This is a genomic window from Mycolicibacterium austroafricanum, from assembly GCF_000612725.1.
Classification (GTDB): domain Bacteria; phylum Actinomycetota; class Actinomycetes; order Mycobacteriales; family Mycobacteriaceae; genus Mycobacterium; species Mycobacterium austroafricanum.
This window is the reverse complement of record NZ_HG964456.1, coordinates 279499-302802: the sequence shown is the minus strand read 5'-3', so window position 1 is coordinate 302802 and position 23304 is coordinate 279499. Positions and strand designations below refer to the sequence as shown.

The 23304-nt window shown below is 66.7% G+C and carries 24 protein-coding genes and 1 tRNA gene; 6 read left to right on the top strand and 19 right to left on the bottom strand.

Annotated features, from left to right (window positions below; translation table 11 throughout):
• Positions 1-160 precede the first annotated feature (160 nt).
• The 9 genes from BN976_RS23970 to BN976_RS23930 all read right to left on the bottom strand — a co-directional run bounded on the left by BN976_RS23970 (position 161) and on the right by BN976_RS23930 (position 7970).
• Positions 161-1600: a DUF1254 domain-containing protein gene (locus BN976_RS23970; RefSeq protein ID WP_036374654.1), complete on the bottom strand. Its 1440-nt coding sequence runs from the start codon at positions 1598-1600 to the stop codon at positions 161-163.
• Positions 1600-2478 (bottom strand): SDR family oxidoreductase, encoded by an 879-nt coding sequence (locus BN976_RS23965; RefSeq protein ID WP_011780676.1) that lies wholly within the window; start codon positions 2476-2478, stop codon positions 1600-1602. The genes BN976_RS23970 and BN976_RS23965 overlap by 1 nt, the downstream gene beginning before the upstream one ends.
• Positions 2479-2507: 29 nt before the next feature.
• Positions 2508-3746 carry a cysteine--1-D-myo-inosityl 2-amino-2-deoxy-alpha-D-glucopyranoside ligase gene (mshC, locus tag BN976_RS23960; protein WP_036374652.1) on the bottom strand — a complete coding sequence of 413 codons (1239 nt, stop codon included), beginning with the start codon at positions 3744-3746 and terminating at the stop codon, positions 2508-2510.
• Positions 3747-3828: 82 nt separating this feature from the next.
• Positions 3829-4602, bottom strand: a complete 774-nt coding sequence (locus tag BN976_RS23955; RefSeq protein WP_036374648.1) for a 3'(2'),5'-bisphosphate nucleotidase CysQ — start codon at positions 4600-4602, stop codon at positions 3829-3831.
• 17 nt (positions 4603-4619) lie between these two features.
• On the bottom strand, positions 4620-5444 hold the full coding sequence (locus BN976_RS23950) for an Rv2133c family protein (RefSeq protein ID WP_036374646.1): 825 nt from the start codon (positions 5442-5444) through the stop codon (positions 4620-4622).
• Entirely contained in the window at positions 5431-6015 is a 585-nt protein-coding gene (locus BN976_RS23945) for an Rv2134c family protein (RefSeq protein ID WP_011780680.1), read from the bottom strand. The genes BN976_RS23950 and BN976_RS23945 overlap by 14 nt, the downstream gene beginning before the upstream one ends.
• A gap of 37 nt (positions 6016-6052) precedes the next feature.
• Complete coding sequence (locus BN976_RS23940) at positions 6053-6757, bottom strand: histidine phosphatase family protein (RefSeq protein WP_036374643.1); 705 nt, start codon at positions 6755-6757, stop codon at positions 6053-6055.
• 16 nt (positions 6758-6773) lie between these two features.
• Positions 6774-7604, bottom strand: coding sequence for an undecaprenyl-diphosphate phosphatase (locus tag BN976_RS23935; protein ID WP_011780682.1), 831 nt, complete (start codon positions 7602-7604; stop codon positions 6774-6776).
• 54 nt (positions 7605-7658) lie between these two features.
• The gene (locus tag BN976_RS23930; protein ID WP_199559002.1) at positions 7659-7970 is read right to left on the bottom strand and encodes a hypothetical protein; all 312 of its coding nucleotides are present in this window, start codon (positions 7968-7970) and stop codon (positions 7659-7661) included.
• A 122-nt stretch (positions 7971-8092) separates the two neighbouring features.
• Between BN976_RS23930 and BN976_RS23925 the strand changes: the two genes are divergently transcribed.
• The 3 genes from BN976_RS23925 to BN976_RS23915 are packed head-to-tail and all read left to right on the top strand — an operon-like array spanning position 8093 to position 10451.
• Positions 8093-9127, top strand: a complete 1035-nt coding sequence (locus BN976_RS23925; RefSeq protein ID WP_036374639.1) for an NHL repeat-containing protein — start codon at positions 8093-8095, stop codon at positions 9125-9127.
• On the top strand, positions 9124-9390 hold the full coding sequence (locus tag BN976_RS23920; protein ID WP_011780685.1) for a DUF5703 family protein: 267 nt from the start codon (positions 9124-9126) through the stop codon (positions 9388-9390). Before BN976_RS23925 ends, BN976_RS23920 begins: the two co-directional genes overlap by 4 nt.
• A complete protein-coding gene (locus BN976_RS23915) occupies positions 9390-10451 on the top strand; it encodes a quinone-dependent dihydroorotate dehydrogenase (RefSeq protein ID WP_036374957.1) in 1062 nt (353 codons plus the stop codon). Before BN976_RS23920 ends, BN976_RS23915 begins: the two co-directional genes overlap by 1 nt.
• A gap of 64 nt (positions 10452-10515) precedes the next feature.
• On the opposite strand, the gene BN976_RS23910 is transcribed toward BN976_RS23915, so the two are convergent.
• Both BN976_RS23910 and BN976_RS23905 read right to left on the bottom strand, forming a co-directional pair.
• Positions 10516-11052 carry a YbhB/YbcL family Raf kinase inhibitor-like protein gene (locus BN976_RS23910; protein WP_036374638.1) on the bottom strand — a complete coding sequence of 179 codons (537 nt, stop codon included), beginning with the start codon at positions 11050-11052 and terminating at the stop codon, positions 10516-10518.
• Between the two features lie 24 nt (positions 11053-11076).
• Entirely contained in the window at positions 11077-12432 is a 1356-nt protein-coding gene (locus tag BN976_RS23905; protein WP_036374636.1) for a M20/M25/M40 family metallo-hydrolase, read from the bottom strand.
• 80 nt (positions 12433-12512) lie between these two features.
• On the opposite strand from BN976_RS23905, the gene BN976_RS23900 reads away from it, so the two are divergent.
• A tRNA-Leu gene (locus BN976_RS23900) sits at positions 12513-12598 on the top strand.
• On the opposite strand, the gene BN976_RS32910 is transcribed toward BN976_RS23900, so the two are convergent.
• The 4 genes from BN976_RS32910 to BN976_RS23885 form a co-directional block, all read right to left on the bottom strand.
• Positions 12580-14226 carry a recombinase family protein gene (locus BN976_RS32910; protein WP_005086570.1) on the bottom strand — a complete coding sequence of 549 codons (1647 nt, stop codon included), beginning with the start codon at positions 14224-14226 and terminating at the stop codon, positions 12580-12582. The two genes, BN976_RS23900 and BN976_RS32910, sit on opposite strands and share 19 nt — an antisense overlap.
• Before the next feature lie 186 nt (positions 14227-14412).
• Positions 14413-15903: a replication initiator gene (locus BN976_RS23895; RefSeq protein ID WP_005086571.1), complete on the bottom strand. Its 1491-nt coding sequence runs from the start codon at positions 15901-15903 to the stop codon at positions 14413-14415.
• Entirely contained in the window at positions 15896-17341 is a 1446-nt protein-coding gene (locus tag BN976_RS23890; RefSeq protein ID WP_005086572.1) for an FtsK/SpoIIIE domain-containing protein, read from the bottom strand. The genes BN976_RS23895 and BN976_RS23890 overlap by 8 nt, the downstream gene beginning before the upstream one ends.
• Before the next feature lie 104 nt (positions 17342-17445).
• Positions 17446-17790, bottom strand: coding sequence for an SCO3933 family regulatory protein (locus BN976_RS23885; protein WP_005086573.1), 345 nt, complete (start codon positions 17788-17790; stop codon positions 17446-17448).
• A 254-nt stretch (positions 17791-18044) separates the two neighbouring features.
• Here BN976_RS23885 and BN976_RS23880 point away from each other — a divergent pair, with 254 nt between their 5' ends.
• Positions 18045-18845 (top strand): hypothetical protein, encoded by an 801-nt coding sequence (locus BN976_RS23880; RefSeq protein WP_005086574.1) that lies wholly within the window; start codon positions 18045-18047, stop codon positions 18843-18845.
• 5 nt (positions 18846-18850) lie between these two features.
• Positions 18851-19318 carry an NUDIX hydrolase gene (locus BN976_RS23875; protein WP_005086575.1) on the top strand — a complete coding sequence of 156 codons (468 nt, stop codon included), beginning with the start codon at positions 18851-18853 and terminating at the stop codon, positions 19316-19318.
• Between the two features lie 10 nt (positions 19319-19328).
• On the opposite strand, the gene BN976_RS23870 is transcribed toward BN976_RS23875, so the two are convergent.
• The 4 genes from BN976_RS23870 to BN976_RS23855 form a co-directional block, all read right to left on the bottom strand.
• Entirely contained in the window at positions 19329-19865 is a 537-nt protein-coding gene (locus tag BN976_RS23870) for an HD domain-containing protein (RefSeq protein ID WP_005116484.1), read from the bottom strand.
• A 370-nt stretch (positions 19866-20235) separates the two neighbouring features.
• A complete protein-coding gene (locus BN976_RS23865) occupies positions 20236-21435 on the bottom strand; it encodes an acyl-CoA dehydrogenase family protein (RefSeq protein ID WP_005086577.1) in 1200 nt (399 codons plus the stop codon).
• Between the two features lie 159 nt (positions 21436-21594).
• On the bottom strand, positions 21595-22701 hold the full coding sequence (locus BN976_RS23860) for an NDMA-dependent alcohol dehydrogenase (RefSeq protein WP_005086578.1): 1107 nt from the start codon (positions 22699-22701) through the stop codon (positions 21595-21597).
• Positions 22702-22849: 148 nt separating this feature from the next.
• The gene (locus tag BN976_RS23855; RefSeq protein ID WP_005086579.1) at positions 22850-23260 is read right to left on the bottom strand and encodes an SCP2 sterol-binding domain-containing protein; all 411 of its coding nucleotides are present in this window, start codon (positions 23258-23260) and stop codon (positions 22850-22852) included.
• Positions 23261-23304 lie beyond the last annotated feature (44 nt).

Below are 23304 nucleotides of genomic sequence, written 5' to 3'. Positions count from 1 at the left end.
AAAATCTGTCATCTGCGCGGCGTGTCGGCCTCAGACACGCACGCTCGCGCAGGTGAAAGAGACCCGCGCAGGTGAAAGAGCTCGCACGGGTGAAGGAGCTCGCGCAGGTGAAAGAGGCCCGCGCAGGTGAAAGAGACCCGCGCCGGTGAAAGAGCTCGCGCTAGACGCGCTCGGGTTGAGGGGACTTCCAGGAGCCGTTGAGCGCGTCGGGCTTGGGCCAGTACAGCCTCAGCACCAGCGCGAACGGCCCCTTCGGGGCGGGCAGCCAGTTGGCTTCCTTGTCGATGCCCGGCGACTCGTTCTGGATGTAGAACGTGTATCCGCCGTCGGGGTCGGGCACCACACTGGGCAGCATCGCCGAGTTGATCAGATAGCGGTTGATCGGGTTCTCGACGAGCAGGCTGGCGGGCAGCTCGTACATGGTCAGCGACCAGAACGCGTTGACCGGCGGCAACCCGCCCGACGGGAAGCGGAACACGTACCTGTTCGCGCCGGTCAGCGGCTGGCCTGCCGCATCGTTGGAGAAGTTCGGGTAGATGGCCTCGGCGGCGGTGTTGCCGTAGATGCCGTAGGCGGCGCCGGCCATCCGGAACAGGTAGTTGTCCCCCAGCTCCTGCCTGCTGCCGAACAACTGCGCGGACGTCACGTTGCCGGTGTCCATCTCGTTCTTCTTGAACGCGTCGAGCTCGGCGTTACCGTCGGCCATCCCGCCCTCGATCGCGGCGCGCATCTGCGGGCTCAGCGAGTCGGCGTCGAAATCGCCGTCGGGGCCGATGCCGATTCTCGCGAACCGTTCCCGCAGTGCCGTTTCCTCCGGCAGCGCCGGGGCGAACCGCATCACGAAATTGAGGATCTCGAAGAACTGCGGCGACGTGCGCTGCTGCTCGGGCGTCAGGGGCGGGACGAAGTCGATCGCCGGCGCCGGCGGCGGCGGGGGCCGGTTGAGGTACACCGACAGCGGCGCCGCCTGGTAGCCCGCCTGGATCTTGCGGACCTCCTCGATGTCCGACGGTCCGAACAGCTGGGTGCGGTACAGCACGAACGCCAGCTCGGTGTCCGAGCGGATCACCTCGTCGATGCCCTCCGGTTTCTCCCCCTGCCAGCCGGGACCCGCGAGCAGATACCTGCCGCCGCCGTTGCCGGTGGTGCGGCTGCCGACGTAGGCGAAGTTGTAGGTGTAGCCGTCGACGAACTGCAGCGAGTAGTAGCGGTCCTGCTGGACCGGCGGCACGGTCAGCACCAGCGGTTCGGCCCGCAGGTCGGCCCCGACGAACGAGTAGGGGGTGTCCGAGTTGGGCGTCTGGATCGCGGTGTCCTCGGGGGTGTACACCCGGGCGGTGTTGTGCACCTCGTTCCAGCCGCCCTTGTACTCAGGGTCCTGCTTGTCGACGAAGTAGGAGTACTGCACGCGGTAGTTGTCGACCATCGGGAAGCCGTAGACATAGGCCTCCTTGGCGATCGCCCTGGCCTCTTCGGGGCTGACCACCGCCGCGGTTTCCGGCGCCGACGACGTCGACGTGTCCTCCGGCGCGGATGAGTCGGTGCCGCAGCCGGCGAGCAACAGCAACGCCGCCGCGGCGGCGGTCAGGCGACGCAACATCAACGCTCCTCCAATCGCTGGGTCCTGGTGCCCATCGACCGCCCGAGCGCGGCGACTTCGGCGTCCATCCGCGGGAGCAGGTCGGGCACGAACTTCAGCACCTGTTGTTCGCCGATCGGCGTGGAGAGCAGCGATTTGAGCCAACGCAGCACCCCGACCCAGCCGGGACAGTTGATCTGGCGCTTGCGCTGCTCGATCCCGGTGACGAAGGCCTCCCCGCACGCCTCGACCGACGTCGTCTGGTTCAGCGGGAACGGCAGCCGGCTCAGCATCTCGGCGAACGTCGGCAGATCGGCCTTGGTGTCGCGCACCAGCGGGGTGTCGATCCAGGACATGTGTGCCGAGCCGACGGCGACGCCGCGGAAACCGACCTCGAGGCGCAGCGCGTTGGCGAAGTGCTCGACGGCGGCCTTGGCGGCGTTGTAGGGCGCCAGGCCCGGCGCGGCGGCGTACGCGGCCAGCGACGAGACGATCAGCACATAGCCGCGCCGCTCCAGCACCGACGGCAACGTGGCCCGCACGGTGTGGAACACACCCATGACGTTGACGTCCATCAGGGTGCGGAAGGCCTCGGGATCGACCTGCAGTACCGAACCGTAGGTCGCGATCCCGGCGTTGGCCATCACGATGTCGATGCCACCGAACCGGTCGACGGCGCTCGCGGCGGCGGCCTCCATCGCCGTCAGCTCACGGACGTCGGCGACGATGGTGTGCACGCGGTCGGGGCCGAGCGAGTCACGCAGTTCGGTCAGCGGCGCCTCGTCGAGATCGGTGAGCACCAGGCGGGCCCCCTTGGCGTGCAGGCGCCGCGCCACCTCCGCACCGACACCGCGCGCGCCGCCGGTGATGAACACGGTCTTTCCGGCCACGGCTCCCATGGCCGGAAACCTACTCCACGGCCGGTGGTTTACAGCGCAATGCCGAGCAGCGCGTCGACGGCGGTGGCGACCGTCGTTCCGGCGGTCGCGTCGTAGCCACCGTAGGTCAACGCGTCGGTGGCCCAACCATCCAGCGCGGCAAGCGCTTTGGGGGTGTCAAGATCGTCGGCGAGGTAGCGCCGCACCCGCGCGACGACGTCGGTGGCGTCGGGGGCGCCCGCCAGCGCCGTTGCACTGCGCCAGCGGTGCAGGCGCGCCAGCGCCTCGTCGAGTACCGCGGGGCTCCAGAACCGGTCGTCGCGGTAGTGCCCGGCGAACAGTCCGAGCCGGATCGCGGCCGGATCGACACCGTCGCGGCGCAGCTGCGACACCAGCACCAGGTTGCCGCGGCTCTTGGACATCTTGTGCCCGTCCCAGCCGATCATGCCCGCGTGGACGTAGTGGCGGGCGAAACGCCGCTCACCGGTGACGCATTCGGCGTGCGCGGCAGAGAACTCGTGGTGCGGGAAGATCAGGTCGCTGCCGCCGCCCTGGATGTCGAGGCCCGTCCCGATGCGGCTGAGTGCGATCGCCGCGCACTCGACGTGCCAGCCCGGGCGTCCGGGACCGAACGGCGACGGCCAGCTGGGTTCGCCGGGCCGCTCGGCCAGCCACAGCAGCGCGTCCAGCGGGTCGCTCTTTCCGGGACGGTCGGGGTCGCCGCCGCGCTCGGCGAACAGGGCCAGCATGGTGTCGCGGTCGTAACCCGACTCGTAGCCGAACTGCACGGTGGCGTCGGCACGGAAATACACGTCCGGGTACTGCGGGTCGTCGACCACATAGGCGGCGCCGGCGGCCAGCATCTTCTCCACCAGCTCGACGACCTCGGCGATCGCCTCGGTGGCGGCCACGTAGTCACGGGGCGGCAACACCCGCAGGGCCGCCATGTCCTCGCGGAACAGCTCCGTCTCGCGGTCTCCGAGCTCGCGCCACCCGATCCCGTCGCGCTGCGCGCGTTCGAACAGCGGGTCGTCGACGTCGGTGATGTTCTGCACGTAGTGCACGTCGTGGCCGCTGTCGCGCCACAGCCGGTGCACCAGATCGAACGTCAGGTAGGTCGCCGCGTGCCCGAGGTGGGTGGCGTCATACGGCGTGATGCCACACACGTACATCGTGGCGGTGGCGCCGGGCGCCACCGGGCGCACCTGTCGATCCGCGCTGTCGTAGAGCCGCAACTGCGGCCCGCGCCCCGGCAGCGCAGGCACGTTCGGTGCGGACCACGAATGCATAGCCTCGACTCTAGACATCGACGTGTGCGACAAATCCGACGGCTGATTCATTCCCGTCCATTCCCACCAGTCGCCGGCCTCGTCACCGGTACGCCGACCAGATCCCCTCCAGCAGAACCCCGGCCACCTCGGGCCGACACATCAACAGGTCCGGCAGGTAGGGGTCGCGGCGGTTGTAGATCAGTGGGGAGCCGTCGATGCGGGAGGCGTGCATCCCGGCGGCCCACAGCACCCCGGCCGGGGCGGCCGAATCCCACTCCCACTGGCCGCCCGCGTGCAGGTAGGCGTCGACGTCGCCGCGCACCACCGCCATCGCCTTCGCGCCGGCCGATCCGATCCGGACCAGCTCGATGTCGAGTTGTTCGCGCAGCCGCCACAGCACCGCGGGCGGCCGGTTCGAGCTGGCGGTGACGCGGATCGGGCCTTCGGCGCGCGGCGGGGGCGGGGTGACGGTGTCGGTGCGGTAGACCTCGCCGCGCGCGGGCAGCGCCACTGCGGCGTCGGTGATCGTGGGTGCCCCGGTGCGTGGGGCGCGCTGCCACAGCGCGATGTGCACCGCCCAGTCGGCACGGCCCGGCATGGAGTATTCGTGGGTGCCGTCGACCGGGTCGACGATCCAGACCCGGTCGGCGTCGACCCGGGACAGGTCGTCGACGGCCTCCTCGGACAGCACCGCGTCGTGCGGGCGCTCCCGGTGCAACCGGTCCAGGATCAGCGTGTTGGCGCGCTTGTCCCCTGCATCACCGAGGTCGTAGGGGTCGTAGAAGTCCGCGCCGATCCGCTCGCGCATCGCGAGCAGCAGCTCACCGGCCTCCTCGGCCACCGCGGCGGCCAGTGCTGCGTCGGTGAGAATCACCCGGCAAGTAGATCACGTCAGAACGCGGGCCATGGGATCGGCCGCCGCCGGTCCGGGGTCGGCATCACCGGATTGCCGAGCAGGCCAACGACTCTGGCCCGCAGCGCGGCGACCTCGCGGGGCGTGATCAGGCCGCACAGTTCGGCACCCAGGTCGGCGTTCAGCGCGTCGCCGAGTTTCGCGACGTCCGAAAGGGTTTCGTCGTCGACCGGCTTGCCCGCCCACCCCCACAGCACGGTGCGCAGCTTGTCCTCGACGTGCAGCGTGACTCCGTGGTCGACGCCGTAGACTCCGCCGTCGACGCCGTGCAGCACATGGCCGCCCTTGCGGTCGGCGTTGTTGACCAGCACGTCGAACACCGCGATGCGGCGCAACCGCTCGTCGTCGGCGTGCACCAGGGTGACCTCGTCACCCGCGTAGTCGTAGGCCTGCAGCACCGGCAGGAATCCGGCCGGGACCCTGCCCGCGGGCACCAGGTCGATCAGATCGGGCCCGGCGGGCCGGTCGTCACGGTCGTCGTCGGTGTCGTCGTCCCCGGGTTGGTCCACCCAGCGCTGCACCATGCCCGGACCGGCCGGGCCGTCACGAATGATGGTGTACGGCACCACGTTCCAGCCCATGGCAGCCGAGACCAGATACGAAGCAACCTCCCGCCCGGCCAGGGTGCCGTCGGGAAAGTCCCACAGCGGCGCCTCGCCACGAACCGGCTTGTAGACGCAGTGCCAGGTGTCCGCGCCGAGGGTGGCCTCGCACAGGAAGGTGGCGTTGCTCGCCGAACGGATCCGCCCGATCACGGTCAGTTCGCCGCAGCGCAGCACCTCCCCGAAATCACAGCTCGTCATCGTCGGACCCGGTGAGCGCACCGCGCCGGTAACCGTTGGTCCGCACGCAGATGTGCCCCTCGGGGTCCAGCGGTTCGTCACACAGCGGGCACGGCGGGCGCCCGGCCGAGATGACCCGATTGGACCGCGTCGCGAACTGGCGGGCCGACTCCGGCGTCAGGAACACCCGCACCGCGTCGGGCCCCTCCTCTGCGTCGTCGAGCACCACCGACGCGTCGAACTCGGTGTCCGACACGGCGAGCAGTTCCACCACCACGGTCTGCGCCTCCGAGTCCCATCCAAGCCCCATCGTGCCGACCCGGAACTCGGCGTCGACAGGGGTGATCAGCGGGCTCAGATCGTCGACGTCGCCGGTCTCCGGCGGGATCGGGGTGCCGAAGCGGCGGTTGATCTCCAGCAGCAGCGCGGCGATCCGCTCGGCGAGCACGGCCACCTGCTGTTTTTCCAGCACCACGGAGACCACGCGCTTGTCGTGGACGGCCTGCAGATAGAACGTCCGGTTTCCCGGTTGGCCGACCGTCCCGGCCACGAAGCGGTCGGGTGTACGGAAGACGTGGATTTCGCGGGTCATGGCAATTTCCAAAATACCGGCAACGGCCCGGTCGGCGTCAGTCGGTGGATCCGCCGACCACCGCGTCTCCGCTGGGGACGCCGCCCGTCTCGGACTCGCCGGTGGACGGAGGCGCCGACAGCGCCGCGTTCAGCGCGACGCCGGTGTGGTTGACATGGATGACGAACGGCCGCACCGGGGTGTAGCGGACGACGCTGACCGAGGCCGGGTCGGCGTTGATGCGCTGGAAGCTGTCCAGGTGTGTGCCCAGCGCGTCGGCCAGCACGGACTTGATGACGTCGCCGTGGGTGCACGCGATCCACAGCACGTCGGCGCCGTGTTCGTCCGCCAGCCGGCGGTCGTGTTCGCGCACCGCGGCGACGGCGCGGGCCTGCACGCCGGCCAGCCCCTCACCCTCGGGGAACACCGCGGCACTGGGCTGCTGCTGGATCACCGCCCACAGCGGCTCCTTGACCAGCTCGACGATCTTGCGGCCCGTCCAGGCCCCGTAATCCACCTCGGTGATCCGGTCGTCGACCAGCGGCTGCAGGCCGAGCGCGGCAGCCAGGGGTTCGACGGTGCGTTCGCACCGCAACAGCGGGGAGCGCACGATCGCGCGGATGGGGAGCGACTCGAGCCGGTCGACGAGCGCCGATGCCTGTTCCCGGCCGCGGTCGTCGAGGTCGACGCCCTCCGAACGGCCCGCGAGCGTGTGGGCCGTGTTCGAGGTGGAGCGGCCGTGCCGCAGCAAAAGAACCGTCACATCGTCTCCCTGCCCGTCATATCGCCGACACCACCCCGGCCGAGAGTAGAACCAGCACCACGGTGCCGAGGACGATGCGGTAGCCGACGAACCAGTACATGCTGTGCCGCACCAGGAACCGCAGGAACCACGCGACCGCGGCATAGCCCACCACGAACGCGATCACGATCGAGACGAACAGCTGGGCGCCGCTGGCGCTCATGCCCTCCCCGACCGGTTCGAAAGCGTCGGGCAGCGAGAACAGGCCTGACGCGAACACCGCCGGGATGGCGAGCAGGAATCCGAACCGGGCGGCGAGCTCACGATGCATCCCGAGAAACAGGCCCGCGCTGATCGTCGCGCCCGACCGCGACACCCCGGGCACCAGCGCGAGACACTGGGCCAGACCGACGATGATGCTGTCTCTCCACGTCAGCTGCTCGACCCGCCGGGCCTGCCTGCCGTAGTACTCGGCGGCGGCGATGACGAAGGAGAACACGATCATCGCGGTCGCCACCAGCCAGAGATTGCGGGCACCCGTTCGGATCTCGTCCTTGAACAGCAGACCCACCACGCTGATCGGGATGGTGCCGATGATCACCCACCAGCCCAGCCAGTAGTCGGCGCTGCGCTGCCCGGCCCGGAACAGACCGGCGAACCAGGCCTTGACGATGCGCACGATGTCCCGCGCGAAGTACACGAGCACGGCAACCTCGGTGCCGAGCTGGCTCACCGCGGTGAACGAGGCTCCGGCGTCGTCTTCGAAGAAGACGCGCGATGCGATCGCCAGGTGCCCCGACGACGAGACGGGAAGAAACTCGGTCAGCCCCTGCAGCACGGAGAGAACGACGACCTGCAGCCACGACATCTCAGGCAGCCCCGTCACGACGACGACCGTACCGTGGAGTGGGGCGGGCGGCCGCTAACGCCCGGCGCGGGGAACCGGCTGGGCGTGGGCGATCGTGTCGCGTACGGCGGCGATCAGGCTGCGCTCGTCCGTCATGTCGATGTCGGTGAGCTTGCGACTGGCCGTGGCCACGACGTCCTCGGCCTGCGGGACAGGGCCACGCAGCCGCGGCCGGTACACCTCGACCACGAGCGTCTGACGTTCCATGTGGAAGGAGAAGCTGCGGCCGTCGCCGAGTTCGCCGAAACCGCTGGCGTGCACCCCGGTGGTGATGACTTCGACGGCGAAGCCCCGACCAGCGACTTCGCTGTCAGCGGCGAGGGTCATGGTATGTACCATACCGCCGACGGCGCCCTTGGGCTCGCCGGACGCCCCCGGGCCGCCACTACGCCGTTGCATACACTGGCTCTCCGATCGATTCCCACCGAACTCGAACCGAGAGCTACCCGTTGTCGCGCCACATAAACCCGCAGGCTCAGCTGACCCGTCTGGGGATCGCCGCGTTGGCGTTGACGCTGGTCGCCGGGTGTTCGTCCAATCCGGTGGATGCGCCGCCGCCGACCATCGAACCCGCGCGTGCCGCCGATTCTCCCCCGGTCACTGCAGCACCGTCCGGGGTGGTCTGGCCGATGGCCGGCGCCGCGCAGGCGGCGGTGTTCGACGCGGCGACGGCGTCGCTGCTGGTGCTGTCCTCGGGGCCGGACGGGTCGGCTGTCACCGTCGTCGCCGAGTCCGGCGCGCAGCGGCCGGTCGAACTCGCGGATCCGGCGACGGCGATCGCGGGCGACGACGACGGCCGGGCGTACCTGTCGACACGCGGCGGCTACTACCGGCTCGACATTGCGACGGCAGATGTGACGAAGGTGGAGGTCGAGGGCCGGGAGGGAGTGGACTTCACCGCGATCGCCCGGCGCGGCGACGGCCGGTTGGTGCTGGGCAGCGCCGACGGGACGGTGTACACGCTGACCTCCGAGAACACCGTAGGCGCCCAACTGAAGACCTTCGCCCGGGTGGATGCCCTTGTCACACAAGGTGATACCGCAGTCGTGCTGGACCGGGGCCAGACCTCGGTGACGAGCCTGAACGCCGACGGCACCAAGTCCGAGCATGCGCTGCGCGCCGGTGAGGGCGCCACCATGATGGCCGCCGACGGGGCAGGGCGGGTGCTGGTCACCGACACCCGCGGTGGCGAGCTGCTGGTGTACGGCGTGAACCCGCTCATCCTGCGGCAGCGCTACCCCGTGCCGGATGCTCCCTACGCGGTGGCCGGATCCAGGGACGACGACGGGCTGGCGTGGGTCGCGCAGACGGCGACCAACACCGTCGTTGGTTACGATCTCTCGACCGGGATCCCCGTCGAGAAGGTGCGATATCGAACCGTGCAACAGCCGAACTCACTGGCCTTCGACGACGCCTCGGGCACGCTCTACGTGGTGTCCGGCGCGGGCGCGGGCGTCCAGGTGATCACCGGGGCGGCCAAGTGAGCCGGGCGTGGCGGGGCCGGATGCCCGCTGCGTGGGACAAGGTGGTCTCGGAGGATCCGGGCGAGTACGAGTGGATCCCACTGCGGCTTCCGCCCGACGTCACGCGCGTCAGCGCATCTATCCGGCTGTCGATCGAAGCGGAGTACCGGGGTTGGGAGCTGACCCGCGTGCGGCTCTACACCGACGGCTCGCGACGGGTGCTCCTGCGCCGCAAGAAGCGGTCCGACACCGCACCCGGACCCCCCGACCAGCCGGGCCTGTGATGTACGCCGCGCTGCGCAAGGCATTTTTCCTGGTACCGCCCGAACGCATCCACACCTGGGTGTTCGCCGGCCTGCGGGCCGCGACCACAGCCGAACCGGTGCGCAGGCGGCTGGCGCGCCGGCTCGCGCCGCACGATCCGATCCTGGCCAGCACGGTGTTCGGGACCCGGTTCCCGGGGCCACTCGGCCTGGCCGCCGGCTTCGACAAGGACGGCATCGGGGTGCACGCGTGGGGCGCACTGGGTTTCGGCTACGCCGAGGTGGGCACCGTGACCGCGCAGGCCCAGCCGGGCAACCCGGCTCCGCGGTTGTTCCGGCTGCCCGCCGACCGGGCGCTGTTGAACCGCATGGGTTTCAACAATCACGGCGCCGGCGCACTGGCGGTTCAGCTGACCCGCACGTCTTCGGATGTACCGATCGGGGTGAACATCGGCAAGACCAAGGTGACACCGCCCGAACACGCGGCCGAGGATTACGCCGAAAGCGCCCGGCTGCTCGGGCCGTTGGCCGCCTACCTCGTGGTCAACGTGAGCTCACCGAACACGCCCGGGCTGCGTGACCTGCAGTCGGTCGAATCGCTGCGGCCGATCCTGTCCGCGGTGCTGGCCGAGACCTCGACACCGGTGCTGGTCAAGATCGCACCCGATCTGGCCGACCAGGACATCGACGAGATCGCAGATCTCGCAGTGGAACTGGGGTTGGCCGGGATCGTCGCCACCAACACCACGATCTCGCGCGCCGGGCTGGCGACACCGGGCGTGGACGCCCTGGGACCGGGCGGGATCTCGGGCCCCCCGGTGGCCCGGCGGGCTCTTGAGGTGTTGCGCCGCCTGTACGCCCGCGTCGGCGACCGGCTGGTGCTGATCAGCGTGGGCGGCATCGAGACGGCCGACGACGCGTGGGAGCGCATCGTATCGGGGGCCTCACTGCTGCAGGGCTACACCGGGTTTGTGTACGGCGGCGGGTTGTGGGCCAAGGACATCAACGACGGTCTGGCCGCGCGCCTGCGCGGGCACGGGTTCTCCGGTCTCGCGCAGGCCGTCGGCTCGGCCACCCGCTAAGTAGCTTGCGGTTTCGGTGTAGTTGGTCACGCTCAGGTTGACCAACTACACCGAAATCACAGGCTCAGTGCTGTTCGTAGGTCCCGGTGATCAGCGCGCGGGCGATCGCGTGCCCGAACAGGTTGAACCCCAGATAGGCCGGGGTGGCATCGGCGGGCACGTCGAGCTTCTCGACGCCGACGGCGTGGACGGCGACGATGTAGCGGTGCACGCCGTGCCCGGCCGGCGGCGCGGCGCCGATGAACCGCTTCAGACCGGCGTCGTTGGCCAAAGTGACTGCGTCACCGGGAAATCCGCTCGCGCTGCCGTCGCCGACGCCGGCGGGCAGATCCGTGACGGTGGCGGGCAAATTGAAGACCGCCCAGTGCCAGAACCCGGAAGCCGTCGGCGCGTCGGGGTCGAAGACCGTGACGGCGAAGCTGCGGGTCTCCTCCGGGAAGCCGGACCAGCTCAGCTGCGGCGAGATGTCGGACCCGCCGGCACCCATGATGCCGCTGACCTGATCCTTGCCCCAGGGCTGACCGTCTTCGAAGGACTGCGAGGTGAGCGTGAAGCTGGGCAGTGCGGGCAGGAACGAGTACGGGTCGTAGTCAAACGCCATGGGAGATGGTCCTTTCGGTTGGTGTCACGAGTGCAGCAGGAAGTTCTCGAGGACCTGCGCGCCGAAGGTCAACGCATCGACAGGTACCCGTTCGTCGACGCCGTGGAACAGGGCGGCGAAGTCCAGATCGGGCGGCAGCCGCAGCGGGGCGAAGCCGAAGCAACGAATCCCCAAGCGGGCGAAGTGTTTTGCGTCCGTGCCGCCGGACATCATGTAGGGCACCGTTCGCGCGTCCGGGTCGGCGGCCAGGATCGCGTTGTTCATCGCCTCCAACAGTTCGCCGTCGAACGGCGTCTCGTAGGAAGGCAGGTTGGTGATCCATTCCCTTTTGACGTCCGGGCCGATCAGCTCGTCGACCTCGCGTTCGAAATCGGCCAGCCGGCCGGGCAGCACCCGGCAGTCGATCACGGCTTCCGCGGTCGCCGGGATGACGTTCGCCTTGTAGCCGGCGTTGAGCATGGTCGGGTTCGCGGTGTCGCGCAGCGTCGCCCCGACGATGCGGGCGATCCCGCCGAGTTTGGCGACGGTGCCCTCGATGTCGGGTGAGGCGGGATCGAACGCGTACCCGGTCTCCTCACCGACCGCGGTGAGGAACTGTTCGACCGATTCGGTCAGCACGATCGGGAACCGGTGTCTGCCGAGCTTGGCCACCGCCTCGGCGACCGCGGTGACGGCGTTGTCGTCGTGCACCATCGAACCGTGCCCGGCACGGCCCCGGGCCGTCAGGCGCATCCACAGCATCGCCTTCTCCGCGGTTTCGACCAGGTACAGTCTGCGTTCCCCGCCATCACGACGCGGCACGGTCAGCGAGAACCCGCCGACCTCGCCGACGGCCTCGGTCACCCCGTCGAACAGGTCGGGGCGGTTCTCGACAAGCCACTTGCAGCCGAAGTTGCCGCCGGCCTCCTCGTCGGAGACGAACGCGAACACCAGGTCGCGCGGCGGAACGATGCCCGAGCGTTTGAAGTGCCGGGCGACCGCGATGATCATCCCGACCATGTCCTTCATGTCGACGGCGCCGCGGCCCCAGACGTAGCCGTCCTCGACGGCGCCGGAGAACGGGTGCACGCTCCAGTCCGACGCCTCGGCGGGCACCACGTCCAGATGTCCGTGCAGCATCAGCGCGCCGCGGGAGCGGTCGGCGCCCTCCAGGCGGGCGAACACGTTGGCCCGACCCGGTGCGCCCGCTTCGACGTACTCGGTGACGTACCCGACCTCGGCGAGTTGATCGGCCACCCAGCGGGCGCAGTCCGCTTCGCCCTTGGTGGTGGCGGGATCACCGGTGTTGGAGGTGTCGAACCGGATCAGCGTGCTCACGAGGTCGACAACCTCGTCTCTTGGCGTCAACCCGCTGCTGCGCCCGCTTGCATGACCAGTCACAGTCCCTTTGTAACACTGCCCGGGTCGGCTGGTTTGGGTCCGGGGCGGCTCATCCGTTAGCCTTAGCTGCCGCACAGCAGGTCCGAGTGGCGGAATGGCAGACGCGCTAGCTTGAGGTGCTAGTGCCCTATTAACGGGCGTGGGGGTTCAAGTCCCCCCTCGGACACATCCGGCGACACGACTCAGGTCGGCAGTCGCCGTGACTCGCCGAAGATGCGGGTCGTAGTCGAGACGCAGGCCCAAGCTTGCGTACACCTCGGCGCGCTCAGCTCCGGTTGCCGCGCCGAGGATGACCGACAGTCCGCCTAACTCCTTAACTAACTCACTGATCTCGGCGGCACACATGGCGCGGGGCCGCGCCACTCGCTCAACGCGTGCCCTCAGCTCGTCGCGCTCGGCGGTACGTTGACGCAACGCAGCAGTTAGATCCTCAACGGCCACGCCAGACTCCACGGCGGTGATCAAGGCAGCCACTTTGGCATTCGCCTCGCTCAGCTGGCGCTGCAAGGCGGCGTAGCCAGGTCCGGCCGCCGGGTCCACGTCTTGCCCGCGTGCGAGGTCTTCTGGATCGGCCAGAGTGGCGATCCATTCGTCGAGTCGCGCTGTCACTGCGTCTTCGCGGAGATAGACGGTGCGCGGATGATCACTCAGGTCCACAGGTACAGAACGTGACTTGCCGAACTCACAACGGTAGAGGATCCGCGTTGTTTGCTTCCCCGGCCGGGCGGCGCCCTGCATGCGGCGTCCACATGCGGCACAGAACAGCAGCCCGCGCAGCGCATATGGCACCGTCGATTCTCTGCTACACACAAGACCCGGACCCCGCCGCGCCTGCATCCGAAGTCGGACAGCCCGCGCCAGCTCGTCAGTGATCAGCGCTTCGTGCGTTCGCCGGTCAGGTGCGATCCAGTCGACCTCGTCACGCCACCGCATGCGAGTCTCGTACCCGGCAGCGACATCGTCGGGGTTGACCAAGACCTCGTATTTCTCCTGCTTGCCCCACACACGAATACCGCGGTACGCCGGGTTGTCGAGGATTGCGCGGATCGCCGAATGGGACCATCCGCGCGGATCACGGTGCCGGTTCCGCTCCGGGTCATATTGGCTTGGTGATGGCACTCCATCGTCGGTGAGCTGCTGTGCGATGAAGCGCAAGCCAGCACCATCGGCGTACATGCGGTAGATCCGCTCGACGACCGAACATGTCGCGGGGTCGGGTTCGAGACGATGGAGCCGCTGCCCAAGACTTGCCTTGGCAGGGTTGGGATGCGGGCCGGCATCGACGAGTCGATACCCGTACGGTGGGCGACCGCCGAGGTATCTGGTTGTGTCCTGCGCGAGTGCCGACATCGCGGTACGGACGCGCATCTGGATTCGTGCGCGTTCTCCCTTGCTCATACCGCCGAAGAGCGTCATCACGAGGTCGTGTGCCTCGGATCCGGGATCAACCGCTCCGCCGACTTCAGGCACCCATAGGCCAACCCCGTAGTGCGTGAGCACCGGGAAAGTGAGCGCAAATTGCGGTCCGTAGAACGCGCGAGCAGGTTCCCCGATCACCACGGCATCGAAGCCACGGTCACGAGAAGTGACATCTGCAAGCAGACGTGAAGCCTCCGGTCTGCGTTTCCAGGGAAGCGAACGGCTTTGACCTATATCGAAGTAGTCGACAGCGAGGACTCCGCCATGCGGAGTGATCAGATCGATGGCACGACGTTTCTGCCAGCTGCGGCTCGCCTCGGGATCTTGAGCGTCCTCGGTACTCACTCGGCCATAGAAAGCGAACCTGAGGCTCATGCCACTTCCCTTCGTGATCCGCGGGTCCGGTCCCGCACAGCCAGTATGACGTTTACCAGCGCGCGGTTGGCCTCGCGCGGAAGCCGATTCCGGTTCGGCAGGTCAATTTGAACACCTCCCTCTGACATGCTCGGTGCATTAATTCGAGCGTCACATTCGGAGCGAGCATGTGGGGTTGGGCATCGTTCAGCCATCGCTTGCCCCTGGTGGATCCCAATGCTGGCTGCGTGTGTGGCGACGGGCTTCCACTAGTCCGATGCGGCGGATGTGAATACGTTGGAGGGCCGCGGAATAGACGAGACTGCGATCGCCGAGGCTGCCGGGGCCGGCACGGTCAAACTCCCACGCCACCAGATCATCGCCACCGGCGAAGTCACAGTCGGGATCGTATTGGTATGCAGTGCTTTTCGAGCTTTCCTGACGCGTCCAAATGGCGCGCTGTTCGCGCAGCACGGTCATGGTAGTCGAATAACGGCGGGATTTGCTGGTGATGTGGCCGCGGAATCCGAGGGTGTGCAACCACCGCCCGATGCCGGACAGTCCTTTGTCCGCGAGATCGCTGATGGTGGTCAGGATGGTCCGCACATGCTCGGACACGTCCAGGTCGGGTATGGCTTCCGTAGATAGGCGGCGTGCGCTGATTCCGAGGGCTGCCAAGGATTTGGTGACATACTTGGCGAGATAGCGCGCCACCAGCCGGCTAGACATGGACCGGCTTGAGCCTGAATTGTGCTCATTTGGCGGCGGATCCACCGATGCGGTTAGCGGTTGGGTGTCGATCTGTGTGCCGAACCGTATCGTCTGCCCACCGCCATCGGCTGTCGGGTCGTTGACGGTGAGTGTGACGGTGCGGATGGCGTACTGGATGACCTTAGCGAGTTCGACTGCACCGATAGGTGATTCCCACCCGGGGCGGTCAAGGTCGTCGTGGGGATCCAGGCGGATCAGTGCGTGGATGTGTGGGATAGCGCGGGCTTGCAGTTCGACGATCTTGATGAAGCTCACTCGCACCGTATCCGGGTCAACTCCGGCGGCTTTCAGGCTTTTGCGTAGGGCGCGCCGCAGGGTGATGGTGAAGCGTCGCCACAGTTCGGGCAGGTGCCACGTGAACAGCACATGCCCGGCATAGTCGTAGCACTCCGGACACAGCGGCTGGCCGACCCGCTCGTCGCCATGATCATGGGACATGCTGCACCACAATTGTTTTCCATGCGGGCAGCGTCGGTAGCCGCCGACCCGGTGCTGGTCGCGGCACACCTGCGCTGCCTTCTCCCGTGACTTCGTGGCGGTGTGGACGGCCCCGAAGCTCGGTGCGGTGAGAGTGACAAACACTTGCGGATGATCGGCCACCGTGGTGGGCATGCCGTGGTGACCGCCAGCGGCACCGGCGTGCACGAGTTGCCAGGTGTCGCGGGCGTAGAGATCCGAGCAGGAGGGGCAGATGTGGGCGCGACGGTTGTTGCAGCGCGTCCATACCACCCGCTGACGCCCGTACTCATCGGCACCGATCAGCTGGATGGGGTGGGCGCAGAATCCGACGGATTCTGCTCGTCGCCACCAGGATTCGTATCCCATCGAGGCGGCGCGCCGCACCATCTGCTCGACCACCCGGGCGGTGTCAGCTGTATCCGGAACACCCGGTAGGACAAGCTGCGCCGATGTCGTGGAGCTATTCACCGCTGCCCTCACTCGCGGTGTGGCCGGTATCGGTGTTGTGTGGCTGGTGGGGCTTGTTCGGTCGCCTCGCGGTTCGGCGGAACCGGCTGGCCAGGGCGGTAATGTCGTGGTCGGTGACGTGAAAGGCCCGCACCCGCTGGGCGTGGGCGGTGCCGTCAACCATCATGTAGCCCACCCCGGGGGTGGTGTCGGGGATGCGGTCGCATTCTGCCCCGGCATCGCGCGCCCCTTGGCCGAGGACCATGGTGGTTTGGGTGGCTTCGGTCAGCCGCAACCCGATCCGCACCGTGAACAGCTGCCGTACCGGCAGGGTGTCTTTGGCCGGGTCTTGGACCGCGGCGACCACGCTGATGCCGACTGCGCGGCCTTGGGAGAGCAGCAGGCCCAGGAGTTGTTCGACTTCGGTGCGGACCTTGCGGTCGGTCACGTATGCGGTCAGTGCGGCGATCTCATCGATCACCGCAACGAACAACGGCTCCGACGTCGTGGGGGTGTGTAGGCGGGTGTGGCCGCGCAGACGATTCGCCCGGGCGTGCATCACCGTGACGAGCTGGCGTAGCAACTCCAGGGTGGTGTCGGTGGCGTCGTGGGTGAACACGGTGAACAGGGGTGCTCCGGCACCGAGTTCCATGCCGCCTTTGGGGTCGATGACACACAACCGGACCAGCCCGGTCTTCACCGCGGGGGCAATGCCGGCGATCAACGACCACAGCACTGAGCCTTTGCCTGCGCCGGTTGCCCCGGCGATCAGCACGTGGTGACCGAGCAGCGGCACCTGCCACCAATGTCGCGTTTCGGTGATCCCGACCCGCACCGACACCAGATCGACCGGGGTGGCCGGGGTTGGCATGGGCAGGGCGATCGGTTCAGCCAGCACGTCTGCGCGCATTAACGTGATGCGCAGTTCGCCGGGCGAGATGGCGGTGATGCTGATGCGGCCGGCGCGCCACGCGGCGGCCAGCGCGTCGGACTGTTTATGCCAATCTGCCACGGACTGGCCGGTGACGATCCGCACCACGAGCACATCGGTGGTTTTACCGATCGTCACCGTGCGCAGGGTGGGAGTGAGAGTGCGTCCGCCGAGGGTGGCGGTCAGGCCGTGCAAGGTGCAGGTCGATTCCCAGGTGCGGGTGTAGCGCGACCACGTGAGCCAGCGCCGCCGTACCGGTTCGGTCACCCAGGCGCGAAATGACCCCGGTTGGAGCCAGGCCCAGCCCGCATACCCGGCACTGCACACGATCGCGCAGATCAGGCCCACGCGTGGGCCGTGGCTGATAGCAAGGACGAGGCTGGCGATGATGGGCACGCTGATCGCCGGGAACAGCACCGCCCACCACAGCACATACCCGGATGCGGTGAACAGCGACATGACCAGTTCTCCGAACCAGTCGTCATCGCCTGATCCACTGTTGGTGGTGTTCTTCTTGTTCGATGTCATGAGAGATGCCCTCCGTGAGCGTGTGGTCAACAGCAATGCCCGGGGTGTCGGGGTGGCGGGGTGCGATGATCTGCTCACCGCACCCCACACCCGCTTGGGGGTTGTTACTTCTGCGGGCGTGTCTGCTCACTCGGCGCAGCACCACTGGCGGTGGCGGCGGTGAGGGCATCAGCACGGAACGCCACCCCGCTGCGATCACCTTGGGCCCACGGGATGGCCACCAGACCAACTACCGAAACAGGCTGCGTGACTGTCACTTTGGGGTCTCCTGCCACAGTGACAATGAGCACTTCGCCGCCGGAGTCATCCAGCGCGAGGACCTGGGTGGCGTACATCGGCATCCCGGTGGCGGTGTCGACTTTCGGGGCGCCGGTTTCGAAGTTCAGCCGTGGCTCAGGAGCGCGGGTGACGATAAAACGAGTCCCAGACGTATCGATTCTCAAACGCATTGTCCTACTGGTCCTTTCGTGAGCTGTTGACGCCGGTCCGGCGCTGGACTCAGTTCACGTGGACATCACGGACGTTGCGAGAGACATATGCCGACATTTCCGACACATCCACGGGCATTTCGGACACGGCCCGGACATACCCACGGACATCACACCGGCACTATCGCCGCCGGGTGGCGGCAGTCGCATGGCAAACTAGACACCACGCGCTGAGGGATGGATACGGACGACACGGGAAGATGTGCGCTGGCACGATGGACGAGCAGGACGGCACCGAGGCCGCCATCACTCCCAACGATCGCCTCGTGCAGCGGCTACACGCCAAAGGTCTGTCCTCGCAGCGGTTCGCCACCGCGGTGGGTGTCGATATCAAGTCGGTGCGACGCTGGCTGGCCGATAGCGACTACAGAATTCGCGAACACAACGCCCACAGAGCCAGCGAGGTGCTCGACTGCACCCCGCATGACCTGTGGCCCAACCAGTACCCACCCTCCACCGCGAGCGCAGTGGCAACAGCGTCTGCGGGTGGGCCGTTCACCGCGACCCTGTATGCCAGCCGCACCCAGCTACCCATCACCATGTGGCAGCAGCATTTCGCCGACGCCACCACCGGCATCGACATCCTCGTCCTGGCGGCCACGTTCCTGTTCGACACCCTCGACGGATTCCTCGACACCCTGCTCGCCGCCGCCGCCCGCGGTGTGACGGTGCGGTTTCTCGTCGGGGACCCCGACACCCCCACCACGATCCTGCGCGGCGAGGAGGAAGGGATCGGCGAGGCCGTCATCGCCCGCTGCCGCACGTCCGTGGAACTGCTCGCCCCTCACGCCGGCACCCCGGGGCTGGACATCCGCACCCACGACACCGCGCTCTACACGTCGATCTTTCGGGTCGATGACGCCATGATCGTCAACTTCCACATCTACGGCTCAGCCGGGCGCAACAACCCTGTGCTGGTTCTGTCACGTCACCACGAGCCACGGCTCTGGGCCACCCTTGAAGACGCTTTCACCCAGGTCTGGGACCATGCCAGACCGCTGACCTCGAAAGGCTGACCCCGATGCGCACCGACTACTACAACGACCCCAACGCCCCGGCGCCCAACAGTGTCGTTCCGTCGGCCTCGGCCATCGTCACCGACGAACACGGTCGCATTCTGCTGATCAAACGCCGCGACAACACCCTGTGGGCGCTACCGGGCGGCGGCCACGACATCGGCGAAACTATCGCCGACACCGCCGTGCGGGAAGTCAAAGAGGAAACCGGGCTTGACGTCAAAGTCACGGGTCTGGTCGGTGTCTACACCAATCCCCGCCACGTGGTCGCGTTCACCGATGGCGAAGTCCGCCAGCAATTCTCGCTCCTGTTCACCACCACGGTGCTCGGCGGCACCCTTGCCATCGACCACGAAAGCACGGACATCGCCTGGACTGCACCCGACGAGATCCCTAACCTGGATATGCATCCGTCGATGAGGCTGCGCATCGAGCACTACCTGCAACACCGCGACGGCCCCTACCTCGGCTAACCGGCTGGGTTTATAGCCAGTCGCGTACTCGCCGGACGGCCGCCAACAATTCGTCGCGGCCCGCGTCGACCGCCCGGTGCACCGGGTCCTCGGATCCATAACGCGACAGCACGTCGCGTAACCGATCGCGCGGTGATATCGGCGCCCCGTCAGGTCCGGTCGTCAGATCGCAAAAAGTCAGCACATCAAGGAAATCGCTGGGCGGATCACTGAACGCGGATAAGCCTGACAAGCCCCGCTCGGCAGCCTCCGCGTGCGCTCCGGTATGAAAGGCCACCAAGGAGGCGGCCAGCTCCCCGAAGCCGGCCGCTCGCACGTACTCCGCTCCATCGAGCGGATGAAACCCGGTCCGGCGCAACGACGATGCGTAACCGATATCGTGCAGCCACGCCGCTGCGACCAGACAGTCCGCTGTCTGGGGATCGAAACGCCGACTCAACCGCTCGGCAGTCGCCGCGACGCCCCGGACATGCGCCAACCGCCGCGGCTGCTCAGCCAGCCGCGTCTCGGTCTCGCGCCGTGCACGCTGCGTCAGAACCCCGCTCACAGCCGCCAGCTTACGAGCCACAGCACCATGACGCAGCCCCCTCGCAGCTTATGACGTAGATCCTGGAGGCCAGGATCTGCGAGGAACGGCGGCTACCTGCAGGCTTCGCTACGCTCGCTCTGCTCCCGTACGCTGGCGCTCCCGTCCGCGCCGCTCCCTGCGCTTCGCCCTCCGTCCGCCGCCACGCACACATGCACCCACGACCGGCGCCGGAACTAAGTCGCAGGCCACCACAGCTCTGGCATCACGACGAAGCGCAGCTGCCCTCGCTCCTCGCCGCATCGAGACGCCGCGAGCGGCAGGCTGGACCAACAGCCGCCTGACCGTCGTTGACCTGCGATGTGAGAACTTTCTTTACTGGTATCAAGAACTAGAGTCCGATACGTTTGGCAATGATCTCATTCATGATTTCGTTGGTGCCGCCGCCTATTCCGAGAATCCGGCAGTCTCGGTAGTGTCTCTCGATCTCAGACTCACGCATGTAGCCCATCCCACCAAAGATCTGAACCGCCTCATTGACCACGTAGTCGCACGCATACACAGCGGTGTTCTTGGCCATCGACACCTCGGCAACGACATCCTCCCCCGCTAGCCACCTCTGCATGACCGCACGGGTATAGGTGCACGCCACGTCGACCTGTCGAGCCATCTCCGCGAGCTTATGGCGAATGACCTGGCGCCCCGTCAAGGGTCTACCGAACGTTTCACGCTCCCGCGCCCAACTCTTGGCGAGATCGAGAGCCCGACCCGCCGTCGCGTACGCCTGGACGGCGATGCCGAGCCGTTCAGCCTGAAATTGCTGCATGATCTGCAAAAACCCGCTGTTTGCTGCCCCCACCAGGTTCTCAGCCGGTACGCGAACGTCGACGAAAGACAACTCGGCGGTGTCGCTACATCGCCATCCCATCTTGTCCAACCGGCGGGACACTTCGAATCCAGGCGAATTCTTGTCGATCACGAGCAATGAAACTCCACCGTAACCCGGTCCGCCGGTGCGTACCGCCGTAGTAACGAAGTCCGCCCGAACTCCGCTGGTGATGAACGTCTTTGCTCCGTTGACCACGTAGGTGTCGCCGTCGCGCACTGCGCGTGTGCGCAAATTCGCGACATCTGAACCTGCCCCAGGCTCGGTAACGCCCAGCGAGCCGATCATCTTTCCTGCGAGCGTCGGACGGACATATCGTTCAATCAGGGCGTCGGAGCCATTGGCGGCAATGTGGGGAAGGGCAATGCCATGGGTGAACAAGGCGGCGCAGACGCCAGTGGACCCGCCTGCGGCCAGGATGGCCTCAGTGACCAGTGCAGAGTCAATCGCATTGCCGCCGCTGCCGCCGACTTCTTCCGGGAACCCGATTCCGAGAAGCCCCACCTCGGCAGCATTGAGATGCAGGTCGCGCGGAATCTCACCCACGTGCTCCCATTCCGCTAGCTTCGGCGCGATTTCACGTTCCACGAAAGACCGCGCCATTTGGCTCAGCGCTCGTCGCTCCGGCGTGGTCCACACCTCCGGGGCGATAGCGAAACGAGCAGCCCCATCCCCGCTTGCCGTGGTCGTGCCAGCGTCCGTCATCTCAGCCTCCAGAGAATTTGATAAATGATCTATGAGGTGTCTGATGCTTGCCGTCCTCACGACGGGAAAGAAGGACGCGACGCCAACCACCCAAGCGGCCCGGCCGCATGATCTGCAGCGACGCAAGGACATGAAGACCAGCAGTGGGCATGATGCTCTTCAGAACCGGACCAGCCCTCGGATGTTTTTTCCTGAACGCATATCCTCGTAGCCCTCATTGATTTGGTCGAGGGAGTATTCGCGGGTGACCAATTCATCGAGCTTCAACAACCCAGCGGAGTACAGCTCGACCAGTCGCGGAATATCGTGCGGCGCATTGGATGAGCCATACAAAGCGCCACGAATCTGCTTCTCGTAAAGCGTCATTTCAAGCAGTGATCCTGAGATCGATGAGTCGTCGGGGTGCCCGATGGCCGTGACCACGACGCGCCCGCGCTTTCCGACCAAGGCCAGCGCTTCCGCGGTGTAGGAGGCCTCAGCCACATCGGTGGTGAGGATGCAGACATCAGCCAGCTTGCCCAGCGTCATATCGCTGACCAGCGACCAAGCTTCATCCATCGAGGCCGCGGTGTGCGTCGCACCGAACCCGCTCGCTTGCTCTCGCTTGAACTTCACCGGATCGACCGCCACAATCGCCAGCGCTCCCGCGATTCGCGCGCCCTGAATCGCATTCATTCCGATTCCGCCCGCTCCCACTACCACGACGGTGTCCCCGGCGCGCACCTCCCCAGTCCGCACCGCAGATCCGTAACCGGTCGTGACGCCGCAACCGATCAAGGCTGCCCGATCCAGGGGGATTCCGCCGTCAATCTTGACCACGGACGCCTGCGGCACCACTGTGTACTCGGAAAACGTCCCGAGCAAACACATCTGCCCGACGTCCTCGCCTCGTGCGTGAAAGCGATAGGTGCCGTCGATCTGCGGTCCCATCATGAGCGCCGCTCCCAACTCACAGAGATTGCCCATGCCGCGCGCGCAGTACGAGCAGCGCCCACACGAGGGAAGGAAGGTCAAGATGACAGAATCACCTTCGGACAGTTCCTCAACCCCTTCGCCGCACTCCACGACTGTGCCAGCACCCTCATGACCCCCCACTACCGGCAATGGGATCGGGAGGTCGCCGGTCACCAGATGTTCGTCGGAATGGCACAAGCCGGTGGCCGCCAGCCGCACGAGGACCTCCCCGGGACCTGGCGGATCCAAATCGACTTCTTCGACCTCCCACTTCTGCTCCAAGCCCCACAAAACAGCCGCACGTGTCTTCATGTTGAAGTCCCTTCTATCGAATTACGCTTCTCGAGTAGTTATCCCGACCGCGCACGGTGGTCGCGCGAACTGTCCTGGATGATCTCCGGGCACATCGCCCAGAGGCCCGCGCCGCTCACCCGTGCCCGGGCGCGGTACCGCACCGACATCACACATTGAGCAGGTCGTGACGCTTGTCGGCCTCAAGGATTGCCCGGTATTCCGGAAAGAGGTTCTTTGCCTGCGGTATGAGCTTGATCAGTTTGGTGACAGGACCTTTCGCTCGTACAGTTCCTTTCGCCATCGCCATGGTCAAGTTCACCTTCCCCAACCAGAACCTGTTGCCGGTATCCGCGGACATGAACAATTCGACATTCGGTGTAACGCCACTGTCCGCGCCGGTCTCTACGACCTTCTCCGGCATATCCACGGTTAGTACCGCATCCGGATCGGTGTAGTGGATCCGTAACACCACCCCGGACCCGGCAAGTCTGTTCGCAAGGTCTTCGTTCTCCAAACCTCGTCGAAAGATGCCGGCGAGGTAGCGGTAAACCTCTTCCGCATCAGCGAAGACAGCCATCGTGATTCTCCCTTCTTATGACACAATTCAAAGCGCTCAAATAA